Origin of the sequence: Comamonas sp. A23 (genome assembly GCF_004522605.1) — a bacterium.
Classification (GTDB): domain Bacteria; phylum Pseudomonadota; class Gammaproteobacteria; order Burkholderiales; family Burkholderiaceae_C; genus Comamonas; species Comamonas thiooxydans.
Genome location: NZ_RSDT01000007.1, coordinates 160,038 through 179,937 on the forward strand (window position 1 = coordinate 160,038; position 19,900 = coordinate 179,937).

At 58.3% G+C, this 19,900-nt stretch carries 19 protein-coding genes and 1 tRNA gene; 10 read left to right on the forward strand and 10 right to left on the reverse strand.

The annotated features are described in order from the left end of the window. The first annotated feature begins 199 nt into the window (after positions 1–199). Positions 200–3,115 carry a valine--tRNA ligase gene (locus tag EIC84_RS16750; protein ID WP_003069121.1) on the forward strand — a complete coding sequence of 972 codons (2,916 nt, stop codon included), beginning with the start codon at positions 200–202 and terminating at the stop codon, positions 3,113–3,115. Between the two features lie 72 nt (positions 3,116–3,187). Then, complete coding sequence (galU, locus tag EIC84_RS16755; protein WP_003069120.1) at positions 3,188–4,075, forward strand: UTP--glucose-1-phosphate uridylyltransferase GalU; 888 nt, start codon at positions 3,188–3,190, stop codon at positions 4,073–4,075. An 87-nt stretch (positions 4,076–4,162) separates the two neighbouring features. On the opposite strand, the gene EIC84_RS16760 is transcribed toward galU, so the two are convergent. The 3 genes from EIC84_RS16760 to cysM form a co-directional block, all read right to left on the reverse strand. Next, on the reverse strand, positions 4,163–4,390 hold the full coding sequence (locus tag EIC84_RS16760; protein WP_003069118.1) for a sulfurtransferase TusA family protein: 228 nt from the start codon (positions 4,388–4,390) through the stop codon (positions 4,163–4,165). 68 nt (positions 4,391–4,458) lie between these two features. Then, a complete protein-coding gene (locus tag EIC84_RS16765) occupies positions 4,459–5,082 on the reverse strand; it encodes an NUDIX domain-containing protein (protein ID WP_003069116.1) in 624 nt (207 codons plus the stop codon). A gap of 197 nt (positions 5,083–5,279) precedes the next feature. After that, the gene (gene cysM / locus EIC84_RS16770; protein ID WP_003069113.1) at positions 5,280–6,185 is read right to left on the reverse strand and encodes a cysteine synthase CysM; all 906 of its coding nucleotides are present in this window, start codon (positions 6,183–6,185) and stop codon (positions 5,280–5,282) included. 40 nt (positions 6,186–6,225) lie between these two features. On the opposite strand from cysM, the gene EIC84_RS16775 reads away from it, so the two are divergent. Further along, positions 6,226–6,310, forward strand: a tRNA-Leu gene (locus EIC84_RS16775). Between the two features lie 512 nt (positions 6,311–6,822). After that, positions 6,823–7,674 carry an AlpA family phage regulatory protein gene (locus EIC84_RS16780; RefSeq protein ID WP_003069111.1) on the forward strand — a complete coding sequence of 284 codons (852 nt, stop codon included), beginning with the start codon at positions 6,823–6,825 and terminating at the stop codon, positions 7,672–7,674. Positions 7,675–8,108: 434 nt separating this feature from the next. On the opposite strand, the gene EIC84_RS16785 is transcribed toward EIC84_RS16780, so the two are convergent. Beyond that, on the reverse strand, positions 8,109–8,876 hold the full coding sequence (locus EIC84_RS16785; RefSeq protein ID WP_003069110.1) for a response regulator transcription factor: 768 nt from the start codon (positions 8,874–8,876) through the stop codon (positions 8,109–8,111). Between the two features lie 482 nt (positions 8,877–9,358). After that, the gene (locus EIC84_RS16790) at positions 9,359–9,538 is read right to left on the reverse strand and encodes a hypothetical protein (protein WP_223305645.1); all 180 of its coding nucleotides are present in this window, start codon (positions 9,536–9,538) and stop codon (positions 9,359–9,361) included. Here EIC84_RS16790 and EIC84_RS26355 point away from each other — a divergent pair. After that, positions 9,456–10,079 carry a hypothetical protein gene (locus EIC84_RS26355; RefSeq protein WP_223305646.1) on the forward strand — a complete coding sequence of 208 codons (624 nt, stop codon included), beginning with the start codon at positions 9,456–9,458 and terminating at the stop codon, positions 10,077–10,079. The two genes, EIC84_RS16790 and EIC84_RS26355, sit on opposite strands and share 83 nt — an antisense overlap. A gap of 76 nt (positions 10,080–10,155) precedes the next feature. Further along, complete coding sequence (locus tag EIC84_RS26205; protein WP_171832543.1) at positions 10,156–10,896, forward strand: hypothetical protein; 741 nt, start codon at positions 10,156–10,158, stop codon at positions 10,894–10,896. A gap of 1,249 nt (positions 10,897–12,145) precedes the next feature. Here the strand turns inward: EIC84_RS26205 and EIC84_RS16810 are convergent. After that, a complete protein-coding gene (locus EIC84_RS16810; RefSeq protein ID WP_003069105.1) occupies positions 12,146–12,364 on the reverse strand; it encodes a hypothetical protein in 219 nt (72 codons plus the stop codon). 199 nt (positions 12,365–12,563) lie between these two features. Between EIC84_RS16810 and EIC84_RS16815 the strand changes: the two genes are divergently transcribed. Beyond that, the gene (locus EIC84_RS16815) at positions 12,564–12,953 is read left to right on the forward strand and encodes a CidA/LrgA family protein (RefSeq protein ID WP_003069103.1); all 390 of its coding nucleotides are present in this window, start codon (positions 12,564–12,566) and stop codon (positions 12,951–12,953) included. Next, the gene (locus EIC84_RS16820; RefSeq protein ID WP_003069102.1) at positions 12,950–13,690 is read left to right on the forward strand and encodes an LrgB family protein; all 741 of its coding nucleotides are present in this window, start codon (positions 12,950–12,952) and stop codon (positions 13,688–13,690) included. Before EIC84_RS16815 ends, EIC84_RS16820 begins: the two co-directional genes overlap by 4 nt. A 39-nt stretch (positions 13,691–13,729) precedes the next feature. Here the strand turns inward: EIC84_RS16820 and EIC84_RS16825 are convergent, their stop codons facing one another. Beyond that, positions 13,730–14,680, reverse strand: a complete 951-nt coding sequence (locus EIC84_RS16825) for a DMT family transporter (protein WP_085960385.1) — start codon at positions 14,678–14,680, stop codon at positions 13,730–13,732. Positions 14,681–14,767: 87 nt separating this feature from the next. Between EIC84_RS16825 and EIC84_RS16830 the strand changes: the two genes are divergently transcribed. Further along, positions 14,768–15,712 carry a LysR family transcriptional regulator gene (locus EIC84_RS16830; protein ID WP_003069096.1) on the forward strand — a complete coding sequence of 315 codons (945 nt, stop codon included), beginning with the start codon at positions 14,768–14,770 and terminating at the stop codon, positions 15,710–15,712. A 9-nt stretch (positions 15,713–15,721) separates the two neighbouring features. On the opposite strand, the gene EIC84_RS16835 is transcribed toward EIC84_RS16830, so the two are convergent. From EIC84_RS16835 to EIC84_RS16845, 3 genes are all read right to left on the reverse strand, one after another. After that, positions 15,722–16,153, reverse strand: coding sequence for a hypothetical protein (locus EIC84_RS16835; RefSeq protein WP_237704506.1), 432 nt, complete (start codon positions 16,151–16,153; stop codon positions 15,722–15,724). A gap of 417 nt (positions 16,154–16,570) precedes the next feature. Then, entirely contained in the window at positions 16,571–17,242 is a 672-nt protein-coding gene (gene tenA, locus EIC84_RS16840; RefSeq protein ID WP_003069091.1) for a thiaminase II, read from the reverse strand. A gap of 126 nt (positions 17,243–17,368) precedes the next feature. Beyond that, positions 17,369–18,334, reverse strand: coding sequence for a LysR family transcriptional regulator (locus EIC84_RS16845; protein ID WP_003069089.1), 966 nt, complete (start codon positions 18,332–18,334; stop codon positions 17,369–17,371). 197 nt (positions 18,335–18,531) lie between these two features. Here EIC84_RS16845 and EIC84_RS16850 point away from each other — a divergent pair, with 197 nt between their 5' ends. Then, a complete protein-coding gene (locus EIC84_RS16850) occupies positions 18,532–19,722 on the forward strand; it encodes an acyl-CoA dehydrogenase (RefSeq protein WP_003069087.1) in 1,191 nt (396 codons plus the stop codon). The last annotated feature ends 178 nt before the right edge of the window (positions 19,723–19,900 follow it).

Consider the following 19,900-nt stretch of genomic DNA (forward strand, 5'->3'; position numbering starts at 1 on the left):
ATGCTTGTTCAAGCGCAGTCTCGCTAATTCAATAGCTACAAGCGCTTGATAAATAAGCGCAAGAGGACGAAATAAGACCTACCGCGCTCATCACTGGATCGGATCGCTAAAATCATTGGCAATCCGTCCTTATCTTTCATGCAGACGGCATCCCTTTTCAGGATGCCGTTTTCATTTCCAGAGTTCTTGTAACGCAGCCATGAGCGACACCATTCAACAGCCCGGCCTCGACAGCCTCTCCAAGTCTTTTGAACCTGCCTCCATCGAAGCCCATTGGGGCCCTGAGTGGGAAAAGCGCGGTTACGGCAATGCCGGCTATCGCGGCACAGGCAAGCCCGGTACCGAAGCTACCGCTGCAGGCAACAACTTCTCCATCCAGTTGCCCCCACCCAATGTGACAGGTACGCTGCACATGGGCCACGCGTTCAACCAGACCATCATGGACTCGCTGACACGCTACCACCGCATGAAGGGCTACAACACGGCCTGGATTCCCGGAACCGACCACGCAGGCATCGCCACCCAGATCGTGGTGGAACGCCAGCTGCAGACCCAGGGCGTGAGCCGCTATGACCTGGGCCGCGACGAGTTCACCAAGAAGGTCTGGGAGTGGAAGGAAAAGTCCGGCGACACCATCACCACCCAGATGCGCCGCATGGGCGACACCGTGGACTGGAGCCGTGAGTACTTCACCATGGACGACAAGCTGTCCAAGGTGGTGACCGAGACCTTTGTGAAGCTGTACCAGCAAGGCCTGATCTACCGCGGCAAGCGCCTGGTGAACTGGGATCCGGTGCTGCAGTCTGCAGTCTCCGACCTGGAAGTCGAGAACCAGGAAAAGGACGGCAGCCTGTGGCATATCGCCTACCCGCTGACCAGCGGCGAAGGCAATCTGGTGGTCGCAACCACCCGCCCCGAAACCATGCTGGGCGACGTGGCCGTGATGGTCCACCCCGAAGACGAGCGTTACAAGCACCTGATCGGCCAGACCGTGACCCTGCCCCTGGTGGGCCGCCAGATCCCCATCATCGCCGACGAATACGTGGACCGAGAGTTCGGCACCGGCGTGGTCAAGGTCACGCCTGCCCACGATCAGAACGACTATCAGGTGGGCCAGCGCCACAAGTTGCCCATGATCTGCGTGCTGACGCTGACCGCCAAGATCAACGACGAGGCGCCCGAGAAATACCGCGGCATGGACCGCTTCGTGGCCCGCAAGGCCATCGTGGCCGACCTGGAAGAGCTGGGCCTGATGGTCGAGATCAAGAAGCACAAGCTGATGGTGCCCATCTGCGACCGTACCGGCCAGGTGATCGAACCCATGCTGACCGACCAGTGGTTCATTGCCATGAGCAAGGTCAGCGACCAGGACCCGAGCGGCAAGTCCATCGCCCAGAAGGCCATCGACGCCGTCGCTTCCGGTGAAGTTCAGTTTGTGCCCGAGAACTGGGTCAACACTTACAACCAGTGGATGAACAACATCCAGGACTGGTGCATCTCGCGCCAGCTCTGGTGGGGCCACCAGATTCCTGCCTGGTATGACGAAGAAGGCAATATCTACGTTGCCAAGAACGAAGCCGAAGCCCAGGCACAAGCTGACAAGGTTTCCCCCGGCAAGAAGCTGACCCGCGATGCCGACGTGCTGGACACCTGGTACTCCTCCGCCATGGTGCCGTTCAGCACCATGGGCTGGCCCGAGCAGGGCCATGCGGCCGATGACGACTTCAACCTCTACCTGCCCTCCTCGGTGCTGGTGACCGGCTACGACATCATCTTCTTCTGGGTCGCCCGCATGATCATGATGACCACGCACTTCACGGGTCGCGTGCCGTTCAAGCATGTCTACATCCACGGCCTGGTGCGCGATGCGCAAGGCAAGAAGATGAGCAAGTCCGAAGGCAATGTGCTGGACCCCGTGGATCTGATCGACGGCATCTCGCTGGAGCCGCTGCTGGAAAAGCGCACCACCGGCCTGCGCAAGCCCGAGACCGCGCCCCAGGTGCGCAAGAACACGCAAAAGGAATTCCCCGAAGGCATCCCCGCCTACGGAGCGGACGCACTGCGCTTCACCTTTGCGGCCCTGGCGTCACTGGGCCGCTCCATCAACTTCGACAGCAAGCGCTGCGAGGGCTATCGCAACTTCTGCAACAAGCTCTGGAATGCTTCGCGCTTTGTACTGATGAACTGCGAAGGCCATGACTGCGGTCTGGCACCCCACACCAAGGAGCAGTGCCAACCGGGCGGCGAGTTCGCCGGCTATATGCACTTCAGCCAGCCCGACCGCTGGATCAGCTCGCAGCTGCAAAAGGTCGAGGCAGAAGTGGCCAAGGGCTTTGCCGAGTTCCGCCTGGACAATGTCGCCAACACGATTTACGACTTCGTCTGGAACGAGTTCTGCGACTGGTATCTGGAAATCGCCAAGGTGCAGATCCAGACCGGCAACGAGGCCCAGCAGCGCGCCACGCGCCGCACGCTGATCCGTACGCTGGAGGCGATTCTGCGCCTGGCCCACCCCATCATTCCGTTTGTGACGGAAGAACTGTGGCAGCAGGTTGCGCCCGTGGCCGGCCTCAAGGGCGACTCCATCGCCGTGGCACGCTACCCCGAAGCACAGCCGGAGAAGATCGACGAAGCCGCTATCGCCTACGTGGGCCGCATCAAGCAGATGGTGGATGCCTGCCGCGCGCTGCGTGGCGAGATGGGCGTGTCGCCCGCTCAACGCCTGCCGCTGCTCACCGTGGCCGGCAATGCCGAGGACTCGGCATTTATGCGCGCCAATGCCGACGTACTCAAGAACCTGGCCAAGCTCAGCGAAGTCAAGGTGTTCGATGACGAAGCCGCATGGGCCACCGCCGCACAGACTGCTCCGGTCAACGTCCTGGGCGACATCCGCATGGCTTTGTTTGTCGAAATCGACGTTGCAGCCGAGAAGGCCCGCCTGTCCAAGGAAGCCAAGCGCCTCGAAGGCGAGATCGTCAAGGCCAACGGCAAGCTGAGCAACGAGGCCTTCTGCGCCAAGGCTCCAGCCGCAGTGCTGGAACAGGAGCGCAAGCGCCTGGCCGACTTCGGCGCGACACTGACACGCATCAACGAGCAGCTCGCTCGTCTGGGCTAAACCCCGCTAAACTCCCTCCAAAAACAAGGCGCAGGCAACTGCGCCTTTTTTCCATCCAGAAAAGACAAGCACATGAGCAATCAAACCCGCGTCCGCAAAGCCGTGTTCCCAGTTGCAGGCCTGGGCACCCGTTTTCTGCCCGCCACCAAGGCTTCGCCCAAGGAAATGCTGCCTGTGGTGGACAAGCCGCTGATCCAGTACGCCGTGGAAGAGGCGTACGAGGCAGGCATCCGCGACATGGTCTTTGTCACCGGCCGCAGCAAGCGGGCCATTGAAGACCATTTCGACACTTCATACGAACTCGAGAACGAGCTGGAGAATGCCGGCAAGCAGGCCATGCTGGACCTTGTGCGCAGCGTCAGCCCGGCCGATATGAACTGCCTGTTCGTGCGCCAGCCCCGCTCCCTGGGCCTGGGCCATGCCGTTCTGTGCGCGCAACCCCTGGTCGGCAATGAACCCTTTGCCGTCATTCTGGCCGACGACCTGATGACAGGAGAGAATGGCGGCCCCGGCGTGATGGCGCAGATGACGGCCGCTTTCCAGAAACAGGGCCGCTCCCTGCTGGCCGTTCAGGAAGTTCCGCTCGAGCACACCAAGCGCTACGGCATCGTCAAGGGCGAGCCTGCGGGCGGCCCACTGATGCGCATCGATGAGATCGTGGAAAAGCCCGCTCCCGAGAAAGCGCCATCGCGCATGGGTGTGGCGGGCCGTTACGTGCTGACTCCCGCCATCTTCGACGAGATCCGCAACCAGCCAAAGGGTGTGGGTGGCGAGATCCAGCTGACCGATGCCATCGAACGGCTGATGGCTCATGAAGCCGTCTATGCCTTCCAGTATGCAGGCAAGCGCTATGACTGTGGTAGCAAGGAAGGCTTTCTGGAAGCCACGGTGGAGCTGGCGCTGCAGCACCCCGATGTGGGCGACAGCTTTCGCGAATACCTCAAGAGCTTGAGCCTATAAGCAAGATCGGCCAAAGCCGCTCTGATGACAAAAGGCCTGCGCTTGCAGGCCTTTTGTCCGTCCAATGCTCTCAGACCGATTCAGCGCTCAGCGCCGACGCAGGATATGGATGAACTCATCCCCCACCGTCTGCTGCTCGACCAGCTCGTTGCCGGTCTGCTTGGCAAAGGCCTGAAAGTCCCGGATGGAGCCGGTATCCGTGGCCACGACCTTGAGCAATTGGCCGCTTTGCATGGCAGCCAGCGCCTTCTTGGCCTTGAGAATGGGCAGCGGACAGTTCAGGCCGCGGGTGTCAACTTCTTGGTCTACGTACATGGGGTGGATTCCTCGTCAGCACCGATTGTAGAAAAACCGGGCGCTGGCAGCGCCAGCGCGGTCTTTGCTCAATCCAGAGCCGGTGCCACCGTAAAGCGAGTGTCCTCAGCCCAGCGTCGCACAGGCCATTTGGCAGGGTCAGGCTCGGGATTCTGGCCGGGACGAAAAGCACCAAAACGTGGCTCGAAGCCTTTTTGCTTGATCCACTCTGCCAGAGCATAGCCGGTGCCCGCAGGCCAGCACAGCGACTCCTGGGCTGTCTGCCAACGGTATTCCAGCAACTCGGGAGAAAGCTTCACATCCTCAGGCCGGCCTTGCACGCGCACATGGTAGGCAATCAGCACCTGATTCATGCGCAGAAACTCCGAGCAGCACAGCAGACGCAGTGCCTTCACGCGCAGCCCCGTCTCTTCTAGAACCTCGCGACAGATACCGGCTTCAGGCGATTCACCAGCCTCCATGAAGCCGGTGATCAGACCGAAAACGCCCTCCTGCCACAGCGCATTGCGCGCCAGCAGCACCCGGCCGTCATCACCTTCCACCACGGCCGCCAGCACCGGCGTGGGATTGCCCCAATGCGTAAACCCGCAGCTCGGGCAGCGCAGACGCTGTACCTCACCGCTGTCCTCGCTGGCCACAATCCATTGCAGCTCAGTCGCGCAGTTGGAACAAAAGCGGACTTCATAAGCCATGAGGCTCTCCGTATTCTTCACGACTTACGCAAAACGGGTTCAGGCGAGGCGTCTGTCTCAGAAGGCAGGCCGCTGTTGCATTCTTGTTTGCGTAAGTCCTATTCTTGATATTGATAGCAGCCAGCGCTTGATGGATAAGCGCTGACTGTCATTTGGAGCGTTGATTCTCTTTTGCGCTATCACGCAAAAGACATTGCTCAAGCCGGAAACACGCCTGTAGAGAGGTAGCGATCACCACGGTCGCACACCACAAACACGATGGTGGCGTTCTGCTCGCGTTTGGCAATTTCCTGGGCCACCCACAGGGCACCGGCAGCCGAGATACCCGCGAAGATGCCCTCTTCGCGCGCCATGCGGCGGGCCATGTCTTCGGCATCGTCCTGCGTCACATAGACCAGCTCGTCGACCAGCGAAGCGTCATAGATCTTGGGCAGATACTCCTCGGGCCACTTGCGGATGCCAGGAATGCGCGATCCCTCGGAAGGCTGAGCGCCGATGATCTTGATGTTCGGGTTCTTTTCCTTGAGGAACCTGGCCACTCCGGTAATGGTTCCGGTAGTACCCATGGCACTCACAAAGTGGGTGATCTCACCACCGGTCTGCTCCCACAGCTCCGGCCCTGTGGTTTCATAGTGGGCCCTGGGATTGTCGGGGTTGGCAAACTGATCCAGCAGCACACCCTTGCCCTGGGCCACCATCTGGTCGGCCAGATCGCGCGCATATTCCATGCCACCGCTCTTGGGCGTCAGAATCAGTTCGGCGCCGTAAGCCTTCATGGTCTGTGCGCGTTCGATGGACAGGTCCTCGGGCATGATCAGAATCATGCGATAGCCCTTGATGGCTGCAGCCATGGCCAAGGCAATGCCGGTGTTGCCCGACGTTGCCTCGATCAGCGCGTCGCCCGGCTTGATCTCGCCGCGCTCTTCAGCACGCTGGATCATGGACAGCGCAGGCCGGTCCTTGACGGAGCCAGCCGGGTTGTTGCCTTCGAGCTTGCCCAGCACTACGTTTGCACGTTCACGGTTTGCATCCGCGCCGATGCGTTGCAATGCCACCAGCGGCGTGTGACCGATAGCATGTTCGATGGTCGAATAAGTTTTCATGTCCAATACTGTGCCATAATTCGCGTCTGCGCTAAGCGAAGCCCGGGTGGTGAAATTGGTAGACGCAGGGGACTCAAAATCCCCCGCCGCAAGGCGTGCCGGTTCGATTCCGGCCCCGGGCACCACATACAAAAAGCCGTTAAGTCTCAAAGACTTAACGGCTTTTTTCTTTGCCGCAATGGTCCCCTCGCAATTTGCGATTTGGCGCATCTCAAAAAAACGATTGGCGCAAAAACCATGCGACGACATCCGAAAGCACGCCAGTGTCCTCCCGCTTGCGTGGCGAGATGGCAGCTCTCGCCTTGGACAGAGGCGCCCCCATCCAGCGATGGCTTCAGTCTGCCTGGCGCCCCACAAGCCTCGTAATTTCCCTCCCCAATACCTTGCATCCCATGCTGCGGGTTCGCGACATGCCGACCGGCTCGTAATTTGCCTCCACGAAGCAGGCAGGCTCGGCGGTAACGTCATGTCCCTCCGAAGAGTGAAAGCAGATCAAAATACAAAATTAATACAAATCGTTCGTATTCGACAACAATGTCAGAGCCAATCCTACATTGGGTATGGCTATCGGAAATTAATACTTATTGCATTAATTAACGCCAGCTCATCCACCTAGCACACGAGCTCAAGAAACCACATGCCTACGGATAGCAAGTCACGCTTCACGAAGAATGTCATCCCTATGGATGAGGTTCTGACACGGACTGGGTTATCAAGATCGATGCTCTACAAGCTGTTGCGCAAGGACAAGTTTCCTCATCCCACACCGATGAGCAACAGAGCCATTGGCTGGTTTGAAACGGATGTCGAAAACTGGCTGCAGGCGAGCAAAGCAATCCGCCAAGCGAAACTGGCTCTACCTGTCGTCTACATGGCGGGAAAAATGGGGACAGATTTAGACAATGAGGACCCGGGCAGAGAGTTTTCCTGTTGGCGAATCTTCGACGTATCCAGATCCAAGGCACTTGGTGATCTAGGGATCGAGAATTCAGATACCGATGTGCTGATCGCGCCGCCGGAAGAAATGCTATTTCACGGAACTCGTACGAGGTTCATGTATTCAGGTCCATGGAAAGCGAAAAATGGCAGCCATGGACACATGCATGGCGCGAATTCTTACTCTCCCTCCAATCCACAAAGCGCTGCCTATCGCGGAGCTCTTCAAGGCATCTCACGGGCCGACGTTGTTGTCGCCTATCTCGAAGACCTGGAGGCTTTTGGAACGCTGGTTGAGATCGGCTATGCAAGAGCGGGCAATAAGAGAGTGATCGTGATTACTGCACCTGCCCTCAAGAAACTGCAACGAGACCAGGACTGGGAGCATGGCATTTGGTTCGCTATTCGCGCGGCTGATAGACACATCGAACTACCAGACCATCCTGGCTCCAGCCAGAACGACCTCTGGCGATCAGCACATGCGCATGCAGCATCGGTCATTTCGGAGTGGTATCCCCATTCATTGACTCCCCCTCCCAGTGCCGCCGAATAGAGTGCAGTGGTCAGCTCATATTTGCTTCATAAGGAGGCTGCCTCACAACCTCCCGTCCCGCCCACTCTTTGAATGTATCGAACAGCTCTTGCAACGGGGCAACCTCACTCTTGTCACCGGCAATAAAGAGGCTGGCAAACGAATGCGCGCCATGCCTATGTGCGACATGCGCAACTTCGCGGCCGGCCCATCCATGACATCGATGAAGCATCAAAGCTGCTGGATCGCAGCCATGTGAAAACAGCACGCACGCTTTGCCCAACAAGGAGCACATGCTTGAAAGTGACCAGGTAAAAGCTCCTTCCACCTCATGAAAGAAATTTCTCTATAAAGAAATCTGCAAAAAATATTTCAGACTCAAATATCATTTCAATATGAGATTTAAGACGGAGTATTTTCACCTTTAAGACCTAGAGCACACTTAACAACAGTATTCAAATAATACCTATCAATATTGCACATCTGACGGCTTGCGCCCTGGTTCTTACTTGCATCTTTCCGTAAATATTTTTTATATGCGTTGACACTGTCAAAGGGCTTATTTGCAAGTAGGACGCGACCTCTAGAGAGTTTTTTCCTTGGGCTATCAATTTCAATATTTCCACTTCTCTTTCAGTCAGCGACTCAAAGCTCTTGTGTTTGAAGATACTTTCCTCATGAAAATTGGCCTTGAATATTTTTGGAATGATTTTCTTTGCCACTACTGGAGATATAGCGGCTCCACCATTCGCAACTTCCAGCACAGCTTGCGAGTAGCTTCCAAACCATGAGTTCTTCACTAGGTACCCAACAGCGCCTCTTTTAAGAGCATTCATGGCCGCGTCGTCGTTTTCACTTGCAGAAATTGCAATGCTCAGCACGTCAGGCCTCTTTAGTTGGATCGATTCCAGCAACTCGATTCCTTGGCCTTCACCAAGAGACAGGTCAATGAGGAGCACATCGAAATCTTGCAAAAAGATGTTCTTACGAGCCTCTCTATAGCTGGAGGCCTGCCCTACCAGAAGAGTGCGCGGATCACGCATGAGTTCCTGCGAGATCACATTCCTGACATGGCTGTCTTCGTCAACCAGAAAGACTCGCACCGGCTGGTTCTGCTGACCCTTCATGTCGGACGGCCACATGCGCCCAAAGACAGTAGATGTGACTTCTGTACTGCCAGCATCATCAAACCGTGAGCTCATAAATGCGTCGGATAGATACATGTGACACTCCATTTGATGAGTCGATTTCTTTGGAATCTCGCGAAAAATAGAATTCATTCCATTGAAAATCTACAAAAAACAAATAAAGAAAAATAAGGTTTAAATTTTTACAAATTAATACTGGAATACGAGGTATTAACTTCTTTTCATCAGAAAAATAGATGTAAACCCTTTATTTTTGAAACAATGGACATATAAAATAAAAAGAAATACAGATTACATTTTTTAGCATTGTAAGAAATTTCCAACAAGCACTATTCTTTCAATAGCACAACATCCACAAGCCACAACAAATCATTCATTTTTCTCATCATTTTAAATTCTTCAAAAAATATCTTTGAATGGGGTATTACTGTTTCTCCGTCGTTTTCTGAAACTGCCTTCACCGAAAGCAGTTTTGGAACGTAACAAAGCACTCCATAACTTGTTGACGGTTAACACTGGCCTTTGCGAAATTGCATCGGTCTTTCGCTCACACACTCTCAGTTGTCTGAGAACTCGCTATTCAAAGGAATGATCATGAAAAAGTCTCTGATTGCCATGGCGGTTATTGCGTTGGCTGGTGTTGCATCTGCTGCTGTGAGCGGCTCAAGCATCGCTGCCACAAACACGACGTCGAGCGCATCTTCAGCTACGGTGTCGGGTGCTGCCAGCTCGGGCAACGGTGCTGCGCTGAGCATGAATAGTGCAACCTCCGGTGCAACCTCCAACGCCAATGCTGCTGGTGGCGGCATTGCTGTAGGCCCTTACGGCGCCGGTGGTGCAGCGGTCAGCGGTGGCGCAACTACCTACGGTAACGTGAAGAGCCTTTCTGCAACTTCGGGCAATGCTGTTGCGGGTGGCGGTGCTGCGACCAACGCTAACGCAGGTTCTGCGGCCCTGGCTGGCTACAGCGCAGGCCCCGTCAGCGGCGGAGCAGCTGGTGTGGCCACTTCGCACACAGCCAACCAAGTTGCCACTGGCGCTGGCCCTGGTGGCGGACTGTCCTATGTGAACAGCAATGCTGGCACGACTTCCGGTTATGGCGCAACTTCGGCTGCTATCTCTGGGCCTAGCGGTGCATGGACCAACACCGGATCGGGCGCAACCTCGGTGGGTACCGTCCATCAGAACGCTGGAGCATTTGGCAATGCTGGCTACTTCTCCAACGGTGGTGGCACCTCCGGTACTGCCGGTGCAGGCTCCGCTGCCAATGCCAACTAAGGCAGCTGTCCCAAGATAGTTGTGTTTGTCCCGGGCCTGGCTGCCTGGCCGGGCTCGGGCAACGTAGGAGCAAAGCATGAAATTCTCAATAGCTCTGTTAAGTCTTTGCGTTCCTTTGTGCAGTTATGCGCAAAGTGCCGACAGCAGCGCGCAAAGCTCCTCTAGCTCCTCTTCCGTGGGGGCGCAACAGAATCAGTCGGTCACCATTGTCAATCCGGTCGTTGCCCCGGCGGAAAGTCGATCTGTATCCACGATGGACAGCAGATCCACTTCAACCTCCGATCAAAACATCACAACGAACGGCACGACCACCCAGAACCTGAACAGCACGGTATCCGGGACGTCCAAGAACATTGTGGAGTACACAGGTACTTACACCATGAAAAACGTTCCCAGCGTGAACGGCCCCAATCTCACTACCAGCAATGACACCTGCATGGGCAGCAGCAGCGGCAGTGCCAACGGACCTGGCTTTGGCGTGAGCTTCGGCACAACCTGGACGGACGAGCATTGCAAGCGCCTGAAAATGAGCCGTGAGCTCTGGAACAAGGGCATGAAGGCAGCCTCGCTGGCAATGGACTGCATGGATCCCGCCGCTCGCGTGGCACTGGAGATCACGGGTTCTAAATGCCCGCAATCCATGACTGCAGACGAGCGCCGCAACAACTACGGGCCGGATGCTTCGGCACAAGGTAGCCCCACTCCCGCTTCAGCGCCCACAGAGGTTCAGTCAAGTTTGACACCTGAAGCCCCTCGCCCCTCGCTTGTAACATCTGTGATGGAAGATCCACGTACAGCACAGCTGTATGACAATTAGTGGGCGTGATTCCTAATCTAGGAGGCCGCTATGGGCAAGACTCTAGCTCTTTTAGCGATTGCACTATGCAGCGCTTCGTCTTTGGCTGCACCCGACTCCAGGGCCATCAATGAACCGTTGAGCATTCAACGCCAGATCTTCGGAAGTGGCGAGCAAGGTGCAGCAGGCTCGCAGCAAGCAGAGCCAGTGGGGGACTATGGGGTATGGCATGTGCCGCAGTACCTGCCTGGTTACCCTACTGCAGCAACTATCTGGCCCCGCGCTATCCCTGTGAAATGCAAGGACAGACAATGCGAAGGCTATGTGATTACCCCGCAGATGGGGCCAGGTGAGTACCTGTTTTTCGTGCCTACAAGCGAATAGACTGGTCAAAGGCATAACAGGACGGCAGCACTTCTTTGGTGCTGACAGCAACTCACCTAACAAGGGCGGGCTTCAACCCGCCCTTGTTGATTTGTGCTCTGCAAATATGCAGCCACTCAGCACTGATAGCAACACCAAGCGAAGTACCTGCTGACAAATCGACCCAGCTTCGACCTCATGTCGGCATCATGGGCGCAACGCGTTTTTGTCCAAAGGAACGCTGCGACAATTTTTTGCGCCTGAATATCGAATACAATCCGCATCCCTCCAGGGTGAGTGCTGGGAATTGAAATCCCCGCAGCAGGGCGTTCCGGTCCAATCCGGCACTACATACCCAAGCCGAAAAGGCGGCTTCGCTGCCATCCAGCCTTCCGTTCTCCACGCGAAAAGCCGGCGCATCAATTACGCCACAGCCCCATGCCTTTCCTTTGCCGGGATAAGGCAGGATCTCTCTTGCTCGCTCATCTTTTCGAAGTTGCACAGTCACTGTGCATAACTTTGCACAATCTGGTGCGGATCTATGCCTTGCAATACCATGCCAGGCACCGGCAGCATCGCCCATCTGTCAAACATCCACTCGCTTCAAGCCCATAGCACACAGCAGGTCACATGGGACATTTCTCTCTGGAAAATGCCTTTTGAGCATCGCTGCACTTGTACTGTCAACGAGAGCCTTTGCTGTCAATCCGAGCAACCCTGGCTTGAGTCAAGCCACAAAAAAAGCGCTGTCCATGACAGCGCTTTTTTCCACAGATCATGTGGACATAATTGTGGATATCCAGTGAAATCCTGGTGATAACAGCACACAAGCCCTTGTACTTGCGGGTTGAAAGGTAGGTTGCCTCCAAATCAGGCAATTGCAATCCAAGGGTTAACCCCGAGCATTTCAGAGCTGGCGCCGGATCACCATACGCCCCGACTCGGTGATATGCCAGTGCTTTTCTGCATCCTGCTCCACGAGGCCCCGCTCCAGCAGGCGCTTGGAAAGATATTCCTTGGCGGCAGACCACAGGGAGACATCCTCGCCCAGCTCCAGCTTCTTGAGTGTTTCCAATTCATCGACCGTAGGTTCATACACAGGTGCGCGATAGACTGCGGTTTGCATGGTGACTTCTCCTAAGCTCGTGCGATGACTGGCCGCTTCGGCTCCGAAGCGCCTGAGATCCAAGATAAACCTGTCATCCGCGACACGCAATAGTTACCCGCCTGCTTTACCTTTATTCACCCAAGCCATACCCCACCCTTACAGAGTTGGCAGCCTGACAACAGGCTGCCAACTCATTATTCAGGAGCTGACCACCTTTATGCTGTATGCGCTTGCCGTACTTTTTGCCTTTCAGCTACTGGGAGAGTTCCTGGCCCGCGTCACGGGCTTGCCTCTGCCCGGCGCGCTGATCGGCATCCTGCTTTTGCTGCTGGGCCTGCTGTTTTACAAACGCCTACCCAAGACACTGGAAGATACTGCTCAGGTTCTGTTGCAGAACATGATGCTGCTTTTCATCCCCGTCATTGCAGGCGTAATGCTGGAATTCGACCACCTGCGCCGCGAATGGCTGCCGTTTGTGCTGGCCTGCATTGCCGGAGCTGCCATCACATTCACCGCAACCGCCCTCACCTTCCGCTTCTGCCTGCAGCGCCAGCGCACTCTCAAGTCGGATGACGAGCCCGCGGCAAGACAGGAGCAGAGCTTATGAGCACACCCCTGCTTGAACGCCTGCACACCGCCTGGCTGAGCCTGGCCCAAGGCTCGCCCCTGCCCTGGCTGGTGCTGACCATGCTGGTCTATCTGGCGGCCATGGCCATCTACAGGAAAAGCGGTAACCGCCCCATGCTGATTCCGGTGTTTACCGGCGTGGTCGTCATCGTCGCGATTCTGTTGCTCACAGGCACGCCTTATGAAACCTATCGCAGCGGCGTATCCCTGCTGGGTCTGATGATAGGCCCGGCTACCGTGGCACTGGCCATCCCGCTCTACGCCCAACGCGAGCGCATCCGTCAGCTGTGGCTGCCCATCAGCGTGGCGCTGCTGGTGGGCTGTCTGGTCGCTCTGTTTTCGGCGCTGGGCATTGCCTGGGCCTTTGGCGGCTCGCAAGCTACGCTGATCGCCGTGGCACCCAAGTCGGCCACCATTCCCATCGCCCTGCCCATGGCCGAGCGTTTTGGAGGAACACCCTCGCTGGCCGCCGTGGCCGTGGCCATTACCGGCATCAGCGGCACCATGATGGCACCGCTGCTGTGCCGCGTCCTGCGTCTCAAGGATCCAGCGGTTCAAGGCTTTGCCATCGGACTTACGGCCCATGCGATTGGCACGGCACGCGCCATCCAGCTCAACCCCACAGCCGCTGCGTTCTCCGCTCTGGCCATGGGATTGAACGGCGTGGCCACGGCGGTGCTGATGCCACTGGTGCTGGCCATTACCCCCTGGATTTAAAACAATAGCTGCTGGCGCTTGATGCATAACCGCTGGCAGCTATTTTTGATTAGGCTTGCGCTCGCTACGCCGGTAAGCTGCAAGCGCCCCCAGAATCAGCACCATCCCCAGCCACTGCGCCGGCTGCGGCTTGGCACCAAACCAGAGCAGATCCACCAGCAAAGCCATGACGGGGTAGATAAAGGACAAGCCGGCGATCGCCTGCGCCTGCAGTCTTTGAAATGCCGTGTACATCAGTGTGTACATCCAGGCCGTGTGCACCAGGCCCAGCACCAGCACCGCAGCCCAGACCTTGGGGCTGAAGAGTGCCTGGGCGCGCAGCTCCCACACCCAGGGCAGCAAGCTCAGCGCACCAAGCAGCATCTGCAGCATGGCGATCTGCGCCGGCGCAAGCCGCCTGAGCCGCTGAGTGGCCAAGGTGGCCAGGGCATAAAGACTGGCTGCCAGCAGTGCCAGCACAATGCCCAAGGATTGCCCTTGCGACGCCTGCTGATCAGTCAGCCCTACCAGGCCGCTGCTCAAGCCCACGCCTACCAGCGCCAGCAGCAGCCAGGGCAGCCGATTGAGCGGCAGAGGCTCGCCCTGCAGCAGAGCTGCCAGCAGCAACAGCAAGAAGGGCTGTACGTGATAGACCACCGTGGCAATGGCAATGCCGCTGTATTCATAGGCACGAAACAGGCACAGCCAATTGACGATGAGCGCCACAGCCCCCAGCAGCAGCCAGCCGCTCTCGCGCCAGGTCGGCCGGGACCACTGGCCCGACCAAAGCACCCAGGCCGCCAGCCCGAGTCCGCCAAGCAAACAACGCAACCACACGACCCACAGCACGGGCAGGCCGCTCTCCACCACCAGCAGGCCGATGGTTCCGGAAAGCGCCATGGCCAGCACCATGCGCCAGCTACCGCCGGCTGCAGCCTTGGGCGGCGAGGTGGCGGCCAAAGCCGGCTTGGAAGCCAGCACTTGTAAAGAGGAAGATGTCTGGGAAGTCATGATGGCATGGTCCTTCAATCACTTCTAAGCATCAATACAGCTCTATTCCACTTACTATTACCCAAAGATCAACAATCAAGCTGAACCATGAGCACAGAGTCCGGCCTGCTTCCTGAAATGCTGGTTTTCGCCAAGGTGGTGGAGCAGCGCAGCTTTGCCGCCGCCGCACGGCAACTGGATCTGACCACCTCGGCCGTCAGCCGCAGCGTGGGCCGGCTCGAAGCCCATTGGGGCGTGCAGCTGCTGCACCGCACAACCCGCTCCCTGTCCCTGACCGAGCTGGGCGCCGAGGTCTATGCCGCCTGCAGCCAGCTGGCACAGACGGCCAGCGATATCCACGCCATTGCCGGCCATTACAGCGGCGTGCCGCGCGGCACGGTGCGACTGACGGCACCGACCATCTTTGGTGAAATATGGCTCAGTGCACAGCTGCCTGCGCTGCGCCGCCAATGGCCCGAGCTTGAGGTCGCCGTCAGCCTCAGCGACCAGATGCAGGACCTGGCGCAGCAAGGTCTGGATCTGGCCATCCGCCTGACCCGGCCAGAACAGCTACCACCGCATATGGTGGCGCGCGAGCTGCGCCAGGTGCGCTACATCGCCGTGGCCTCGCCGGCCTACCTCAGGGGTCTGATCAAGCCTCCCGAGCATCCACAGGAGCTGGGACGCGAGCATGGCGTGGCATGCATCACGCTGGGCTATGGCGACTTTCAGAGCCGGCTGCAATGGGTGCACGGCCAAACCCGCAGCCCAGAGGCTGCCGTGACCGAAGTCGCCGTTCACTCTCCTTTGTCCATGGACAGCAGCACGGGCATCATCAATCTGGCGCTGCAGCACCAGGGCATAGGTCTGGTGGCAGACTTTGCCGCCCAGGCCGTGCTGAGCAGCGGCGCACTGGTACAGGTACTGCCCGACTGGCTGCTGACGGGCAACTACGCGCCGCGCACCGCTTATGCACTGTATATGCCATCGCGCCACCTGCCGCTCAAGGTGCGGGCGCTGATCGACCATCTGGTCGAGGCCGGCAAGCGCTGAGTCCATGACTCAAACCGGCTCAGTTCCAGCAACCTGAAGGCCAGCCGTATCGACAGTCGCTGCGGCGGTTTGCGGCCAGAAAAGAGCCCGCACTTCGGCGCTGGCATAAGGCAGGATCAGCACCATCCCGCTCAACATGGCGCCCGCACCAGCAGCAGCATCACCCACACCCGATTGCAAAATCGGCCCCGTAAAGCAGGACAACAGCAAGCCGGCTAGCGTCGAGCTCACAGCCAGACTCGGCGCCCAGCTCCTGAAGCGCAGTTGCCCGTAAAAAGAAGCCAGCGTAGTCACAACAACCACCACCATGGCCAGCCATACCCCTGGCGGATAACTCTTGATGCCGCCAAACTGCACCATGCTGTCATACACCGACTTCAGACTCGCCGGGATCAGCGGACAAAAGGAATCCAGGCACAGGCCCGCCACAGGGATGAGCATGGAGGCAAGAACAATGGCCCGGTATGTTGATTTCTTCACTTCCCTCTCCCTCGATGCTCTACCGCGCATCGTATCGGGATATCCCCATTCGCCCGCTACAAGCTTGTGGACAATACCAACCACTCAACGGGATAAGCGTATCAAGCCATTGTTCTGCAAAGACTTTTCAATGCCTGCTTAATTTTTAAGCAAATCACACTATACGGCTCTTAAAGCCTACAAACTCCGCATTTCATAGCAGCTCACGCCTACTCAACTTGGGCTGTAGCCCAGTTTTCCCCACTAAATCATTACAAGCTTGTGGACAAACCGGAGCAAGCACTTGAATAAGCGACTTAACTCCTTGTCACATTAGGGAAAACGGGGTGCTGATTATTTTTTAATCAGCACCCCGTTTATGCACTAAAACTCAGCGACTCAGCGCAACGGCCCTTGCCAATCTCCCAGGCGGTAGGCACTGTCCCAGAACATCCATTCCAGCCGGGCCGCATCCTTGTAGGCCGCATGCATTGCCGCGCGCGTGGCCTCGGTGGCCTCCTCGGCCAGGCGATCCGCCGTGGCGCAGACGCCGCGCACCGCCGCATGAAACTCCTCGCTGGCATAGGTGTCCACCCAGGCCTGATACGGATTGTCCTTGGCCGAGCGCGCGTGAATGTCGCGCCCCACCTCGGCATAAATCCAGAAGCAGGGCAGCAGCGCGGCCACGGCCACCGGGTAAGTGGTGCTCCAGGCCGTGGCCAGCAGATAGCTGGTGTAGTGATGACAGGCCGGCGTCAGCGGCGTAGCCGCGAACTGCTCGGGCGTCACGCCGAAATCGCGCATAAAGCCACCATGCAGGGCGCGCTCCACCACCACGGCCTCATTGGCGGCATTGGCAAACTGCACCACGCCTTCGGCGTTATCGGATTTGGCCGCCGTCACGGCCAGCGCTCGGCCATAGGCGACAAGGTAGTGCGCATCCTGAATCATGTAGTGGCGAAAGCGCTCCCGGCTCAGCGTGCCGGACGCCAGCTCCTGGTTGAAGGGCAGCTCCAGGGTACTTTGAAACAGTGCCTGGTTGGCGTTCCACAGGCTTTGGCTGAATGACATGATTCGACTCTCCACTGCAAGAATTCATAGCAGCCAGCGTTTTACTGGCCAGGCAAGCAATCATTCTTGCCTAGATACCTGCATCGAAGGCCCAAAGCCCGGCGGCCATGCGGTCAAAGCTGTATTTCAAGGATGGCGCTCTGGCTTGCGACCTGCAGCCTCCTGCGCCTTGTGCTGCAACCACTGGCTGAACACCCGCAGCGCCGGCGACGGTTGTGCCTCGGCCGCCAGCTCGGGCGTGACCAAATAGTAGGCGCGGTTGCCGCGCAGCGGCTGGGGACAGGCGACGATGAGATCGCCGCGCGCAATCTCCTGCTCGATCAGCATGGGCGGGATCAGCGCCACGCCCAGACCCTGGCTGGCAGCCACGGCCAGCATGGAAAACAGCTCAAGCCGCATGCCGTCGAGCGCGCGCGGTGCATCGACATGCATCGCGTCGAACCACTGGCGCCAGCCCTGGGGACGCGTGCTTTGCTGCAGCAACGGCAGGCGCGCAATCACCTCGGGGCCGACCGGCAGCCAGGCACGGCCTGGATCACGCTGCTGGGCCGTGGCCAGCAGTTGCGGGCTGCACACGGGCACGACTTCCTCGTCCATCAGCCACTGCGCCTGCACGCCGGGCCAGCGGGCCACCTGCTCGGGCGTGCCCGCGTAGAGAGCGGCATCGAACACCGTGTCGGCAAACAGGAAAGGCCGGGTCTGCACATCGATATGCACAGTGATGTCGGGGTGCTGCTGTGCCAGTTGCGGCAGGCGTGGCAGCAGCCAGCGCGTGGCAAAGGTGGGCACGGCCGCCAGATTGATGGGGCCGCCCTCACCCTGATGGCTCATCAGATCCAGCGTGTCGCGCTCCAGCCCCTGCAGCCAGCGTCCCACCTGCTTGGCATAATGCAGCCCCGCATCGGTGAGCAGCACGCCGTGGCGTGTGCGCTTGAACAGCGCCACGCCCACAAACTCCTCCAGCGCAATGATCTGGCGCGAGACGGCACTTTGCGTCAGCGACAGCTCCTGCGCAGCCTTGGTGTAGCTGACATGGCGGGCGGCCGATTCAAAGCAGGCCAGGGCCTGGGTGGAAGGGAGAACTCTACGCATATCTTTTGTGCTTAGAACGCATCAATCAATCTCAAAACAAAGGGGAAACCCTGAATAATTCGCTTATACATGCGTTTTACTCATCCATAGATGATTATTCATCGTTTGCCAGCCCCTGTTCTGCAAATCTAATATGTGTGCAAGCACTCAGGCGGAAATGCGCCTGCAACCCGACACCTTGCATTCAGGAGATGAACATGGCCAATGGCTACCAGTGGGACGACTGCTTCCAGCTCGACCAGCAACTGACCGAAGACGAGCGCATGATCCGCGACGCAGCGCGCGAGTACTGCCAGGACAAGCTCAAGCCTCGCGTGCAAGCCATGTTCCGCAACGAGTCCGTGGACGTCAGCATCTTCCGCGAGATGGGCGAGCTGGGCCTGCTGGGCCCCACCATCCCCACGCAATACGGTGGCGCGGGTCTGAACTATGTGAGCTACGGCCTGGTGGCGCGCGAGATCGAGCGTGTTGATTCGGGCTATCGTTCCATGGCCTCCGTGCAATCGTCGCTGGTGATGGTGCCCATCAACGAGTTCGGCACCGAAGCGCAGAAGATGAAATACCTGCCCAAGCTGGCTTCGGGCGAGTTCATCGGCTGCTTCGGCCTGACCGAGCCCGACCACGGCTCCGACCCCGGCTCCATGGCTACACGCGCCTACAAGGTCGACGGCGGCTATCGCCTCAAGGGCAACAAGATGTGGATCACCAACAGCCCTGTGGCCGACGTGTTCGTGGTCTGGGCCAAGGAAGTCTCCGAAGACGGCACTGTGGGCCAGATCCGCGGCTTTGTGCTGGAAAAGGGCATGAAGGGCCTGTCCGCCCCTGCCATTCACGGCAAGGTGGGTCTGCGCGCCTCCATCACTGGTGAAATCGTGATGGACGATGTGTTCTGCCCCGAAGAAAACGCCTTCCCCGACGTGCGCGGCCTCAAGGGCCCTTTCACCTGCCTGAACAGCGCCCGCTTCGGCATTGCCTGGGGCGCGCTGGGTGCGGCAGAAGACTGCTGGCACACCGCCCGCCAGTACACACTGGACCGCAAGCAGTTCGGCCGTCCCCTGGCCGCCAACCAGCTGATCCAGAAGAAGCTGGCCGATATGCAGACCGAAATCACGCTGGGCCTGCAAGCCGCGCTGCGCGTGGGCCGCATGAAGGACGAACACCAGAACGTGATCGAGATCACCTCTCTGGTCAAGCGCAACAACTGCGGCAAGTCGCTGGACATCGCCCGCATGGCGCGCGACATGCTGGGCGGCAACGGCATCAGCGACGAGTTCGGTGTGGCTCGCCACCTGGTGAACCTGGAAGTGGTGAACACCTACGAAGGCACTCACGATGTGCACGCACTGATTCTGGGTCGTGCCCAGACCGGCATCGCTGCATTTAACTGACACCCCCTGAGCCGCTGTGCCTAGGCGGCCCCGCCTGGGCGGCCCCGCCGCTTCCCCTGGCCGGGCGCCCCCTCTCTCTACGCGCTTTGCGCTATGGGAGGGGGACGGCAGCTTCGCCGCGAGGCAGCTCTTGCTTGCTGCCCTTCACGTGGGGCGATGGCAGAGATTCGAGCCTCTT

Excerpts from the sequence above, each read along its gene's own strand:
- EIC84_RS16750 (WP_003069121.1), top strand. The coding sequence starts at position 200 with ATGAGCGACACCATTCAACAGCCCGGCCTCGACAGCCTCTCCAAGTCT.
- galU (WP_003069120.1), top strand. The coding sequence starts at position 3,188 with ATGAGCAATCAAACCCGCGTCCGCAAAGCCGTGTTCCCAGTTGCAGGC.
- EIC84_RS16760 (WP_003069118.1), bottom strand. The coding sequence starts at position 4,390 with ATGTACGTAGACCAAGAAGTTGACACCCGCGGCCTGAACTGTCCGCTG.
- EIC84_RS16765 (WP_003069116.1), bottom strand. The coding sequence starts at position 5,082 with ATGGCTTATGAAGTCCGCTTTTGTTCCAACTGCGCGACTGAGCTGCAA.
- cysM (WP_003069113.1), bottom strand. The coding sequence starts at position 6,185 with ATGAAAACTTATTCGACCATCGAACATGCTATCGGTCACACGCCGCTG.
- EIC84_RS16780 (WP_003069111.1), top strand. The coding sequence starts at position 6,823 with ATGCCTACGGATAGCAAGTCACGCTTCACGAAGAATGTCATCCCTATG.
- EIC84_RS16785 (WP_003069110.1), bottom strand. The coding sequence starts at position 8,876 with ATGTATCTATCCGACGCATTTATGAGCTCACGGTTTGATGATGCTGGC.
- EIC84_RS26205 (WP_171832543.1), top strand. The coding sequence starts at position 10,156 with ATGAAATTCTCAATAGCTCTGTTAAGTCTTTGCGTTCCTTTGTGCAGT.
- EIC84_RS16810 (WP_003069105.1), bottom strand. The coding sequence starts at position 12,364 with ATGCAAACCGCAGTCTATCGCGCACCTGTGTATGAACCTACGGTCGAT.
- EIC84_RS16815 (WP_003069103.1), top strand. The coding sequence starts at position 12,564 with ATGCTGTATGCGCTTGCCGTACTTTTTGCCTTTCAGCTACTGGGAGAG.
- EIC84_RS16820 (WP_003069102.1), top strand. The coding sequence starts at position 12,950 with ATGAGCACACCCCTGCTTGAACGCCTGCACACCGCCTGGCTGAGCCTG.
- EIC84_RS16825 (WP_085960385.1), bottom strand. The coding sequence starts at position 14,680 with ATGACTTCCCAGACATCTTCCTCTTTACAAGTGCTGGCTTCCAAGCCG.
- EIC84_RS16830 (WP_003069096.1), top strand. The coding sequence starts at position 14,768 with ATGAGCACAGAGTCCGGCCTGCTTCCTGAAATGCTGGTTTTCGCCAAG.
- EIC84_RS16835 (WP_237704506.1), bottom strand. The coding sequence starts at position 16,153 with ATGCTCATCCCTGTGGCGGGCCTGTGCCTGGATTCCTTTTGTCCGCTG.
- tenA (WP_003069091.1), bottom strand. The coding sequence starts at position 17,242 with ATGTCATTCAGCCAAAGCCTGTGGAACGCCAACCAGGCACTGTTTCAA.
- EIC84_RS16845 (WP_003069089.1), bottom strand. The coding sequence starts at position 18,334 with ATGCGTAGAGTTCTCCCTTCCACCCAGGCCCTGGCCTGCTTTGAATCG.
- EIC84_RS16850 (WP_003069087.1), top strand. The coding sequence starts at position 18,532 with ATGGCCAATGGCTACCAGTGGGACGACTGCTTCCAGCTCGACCAGCAA.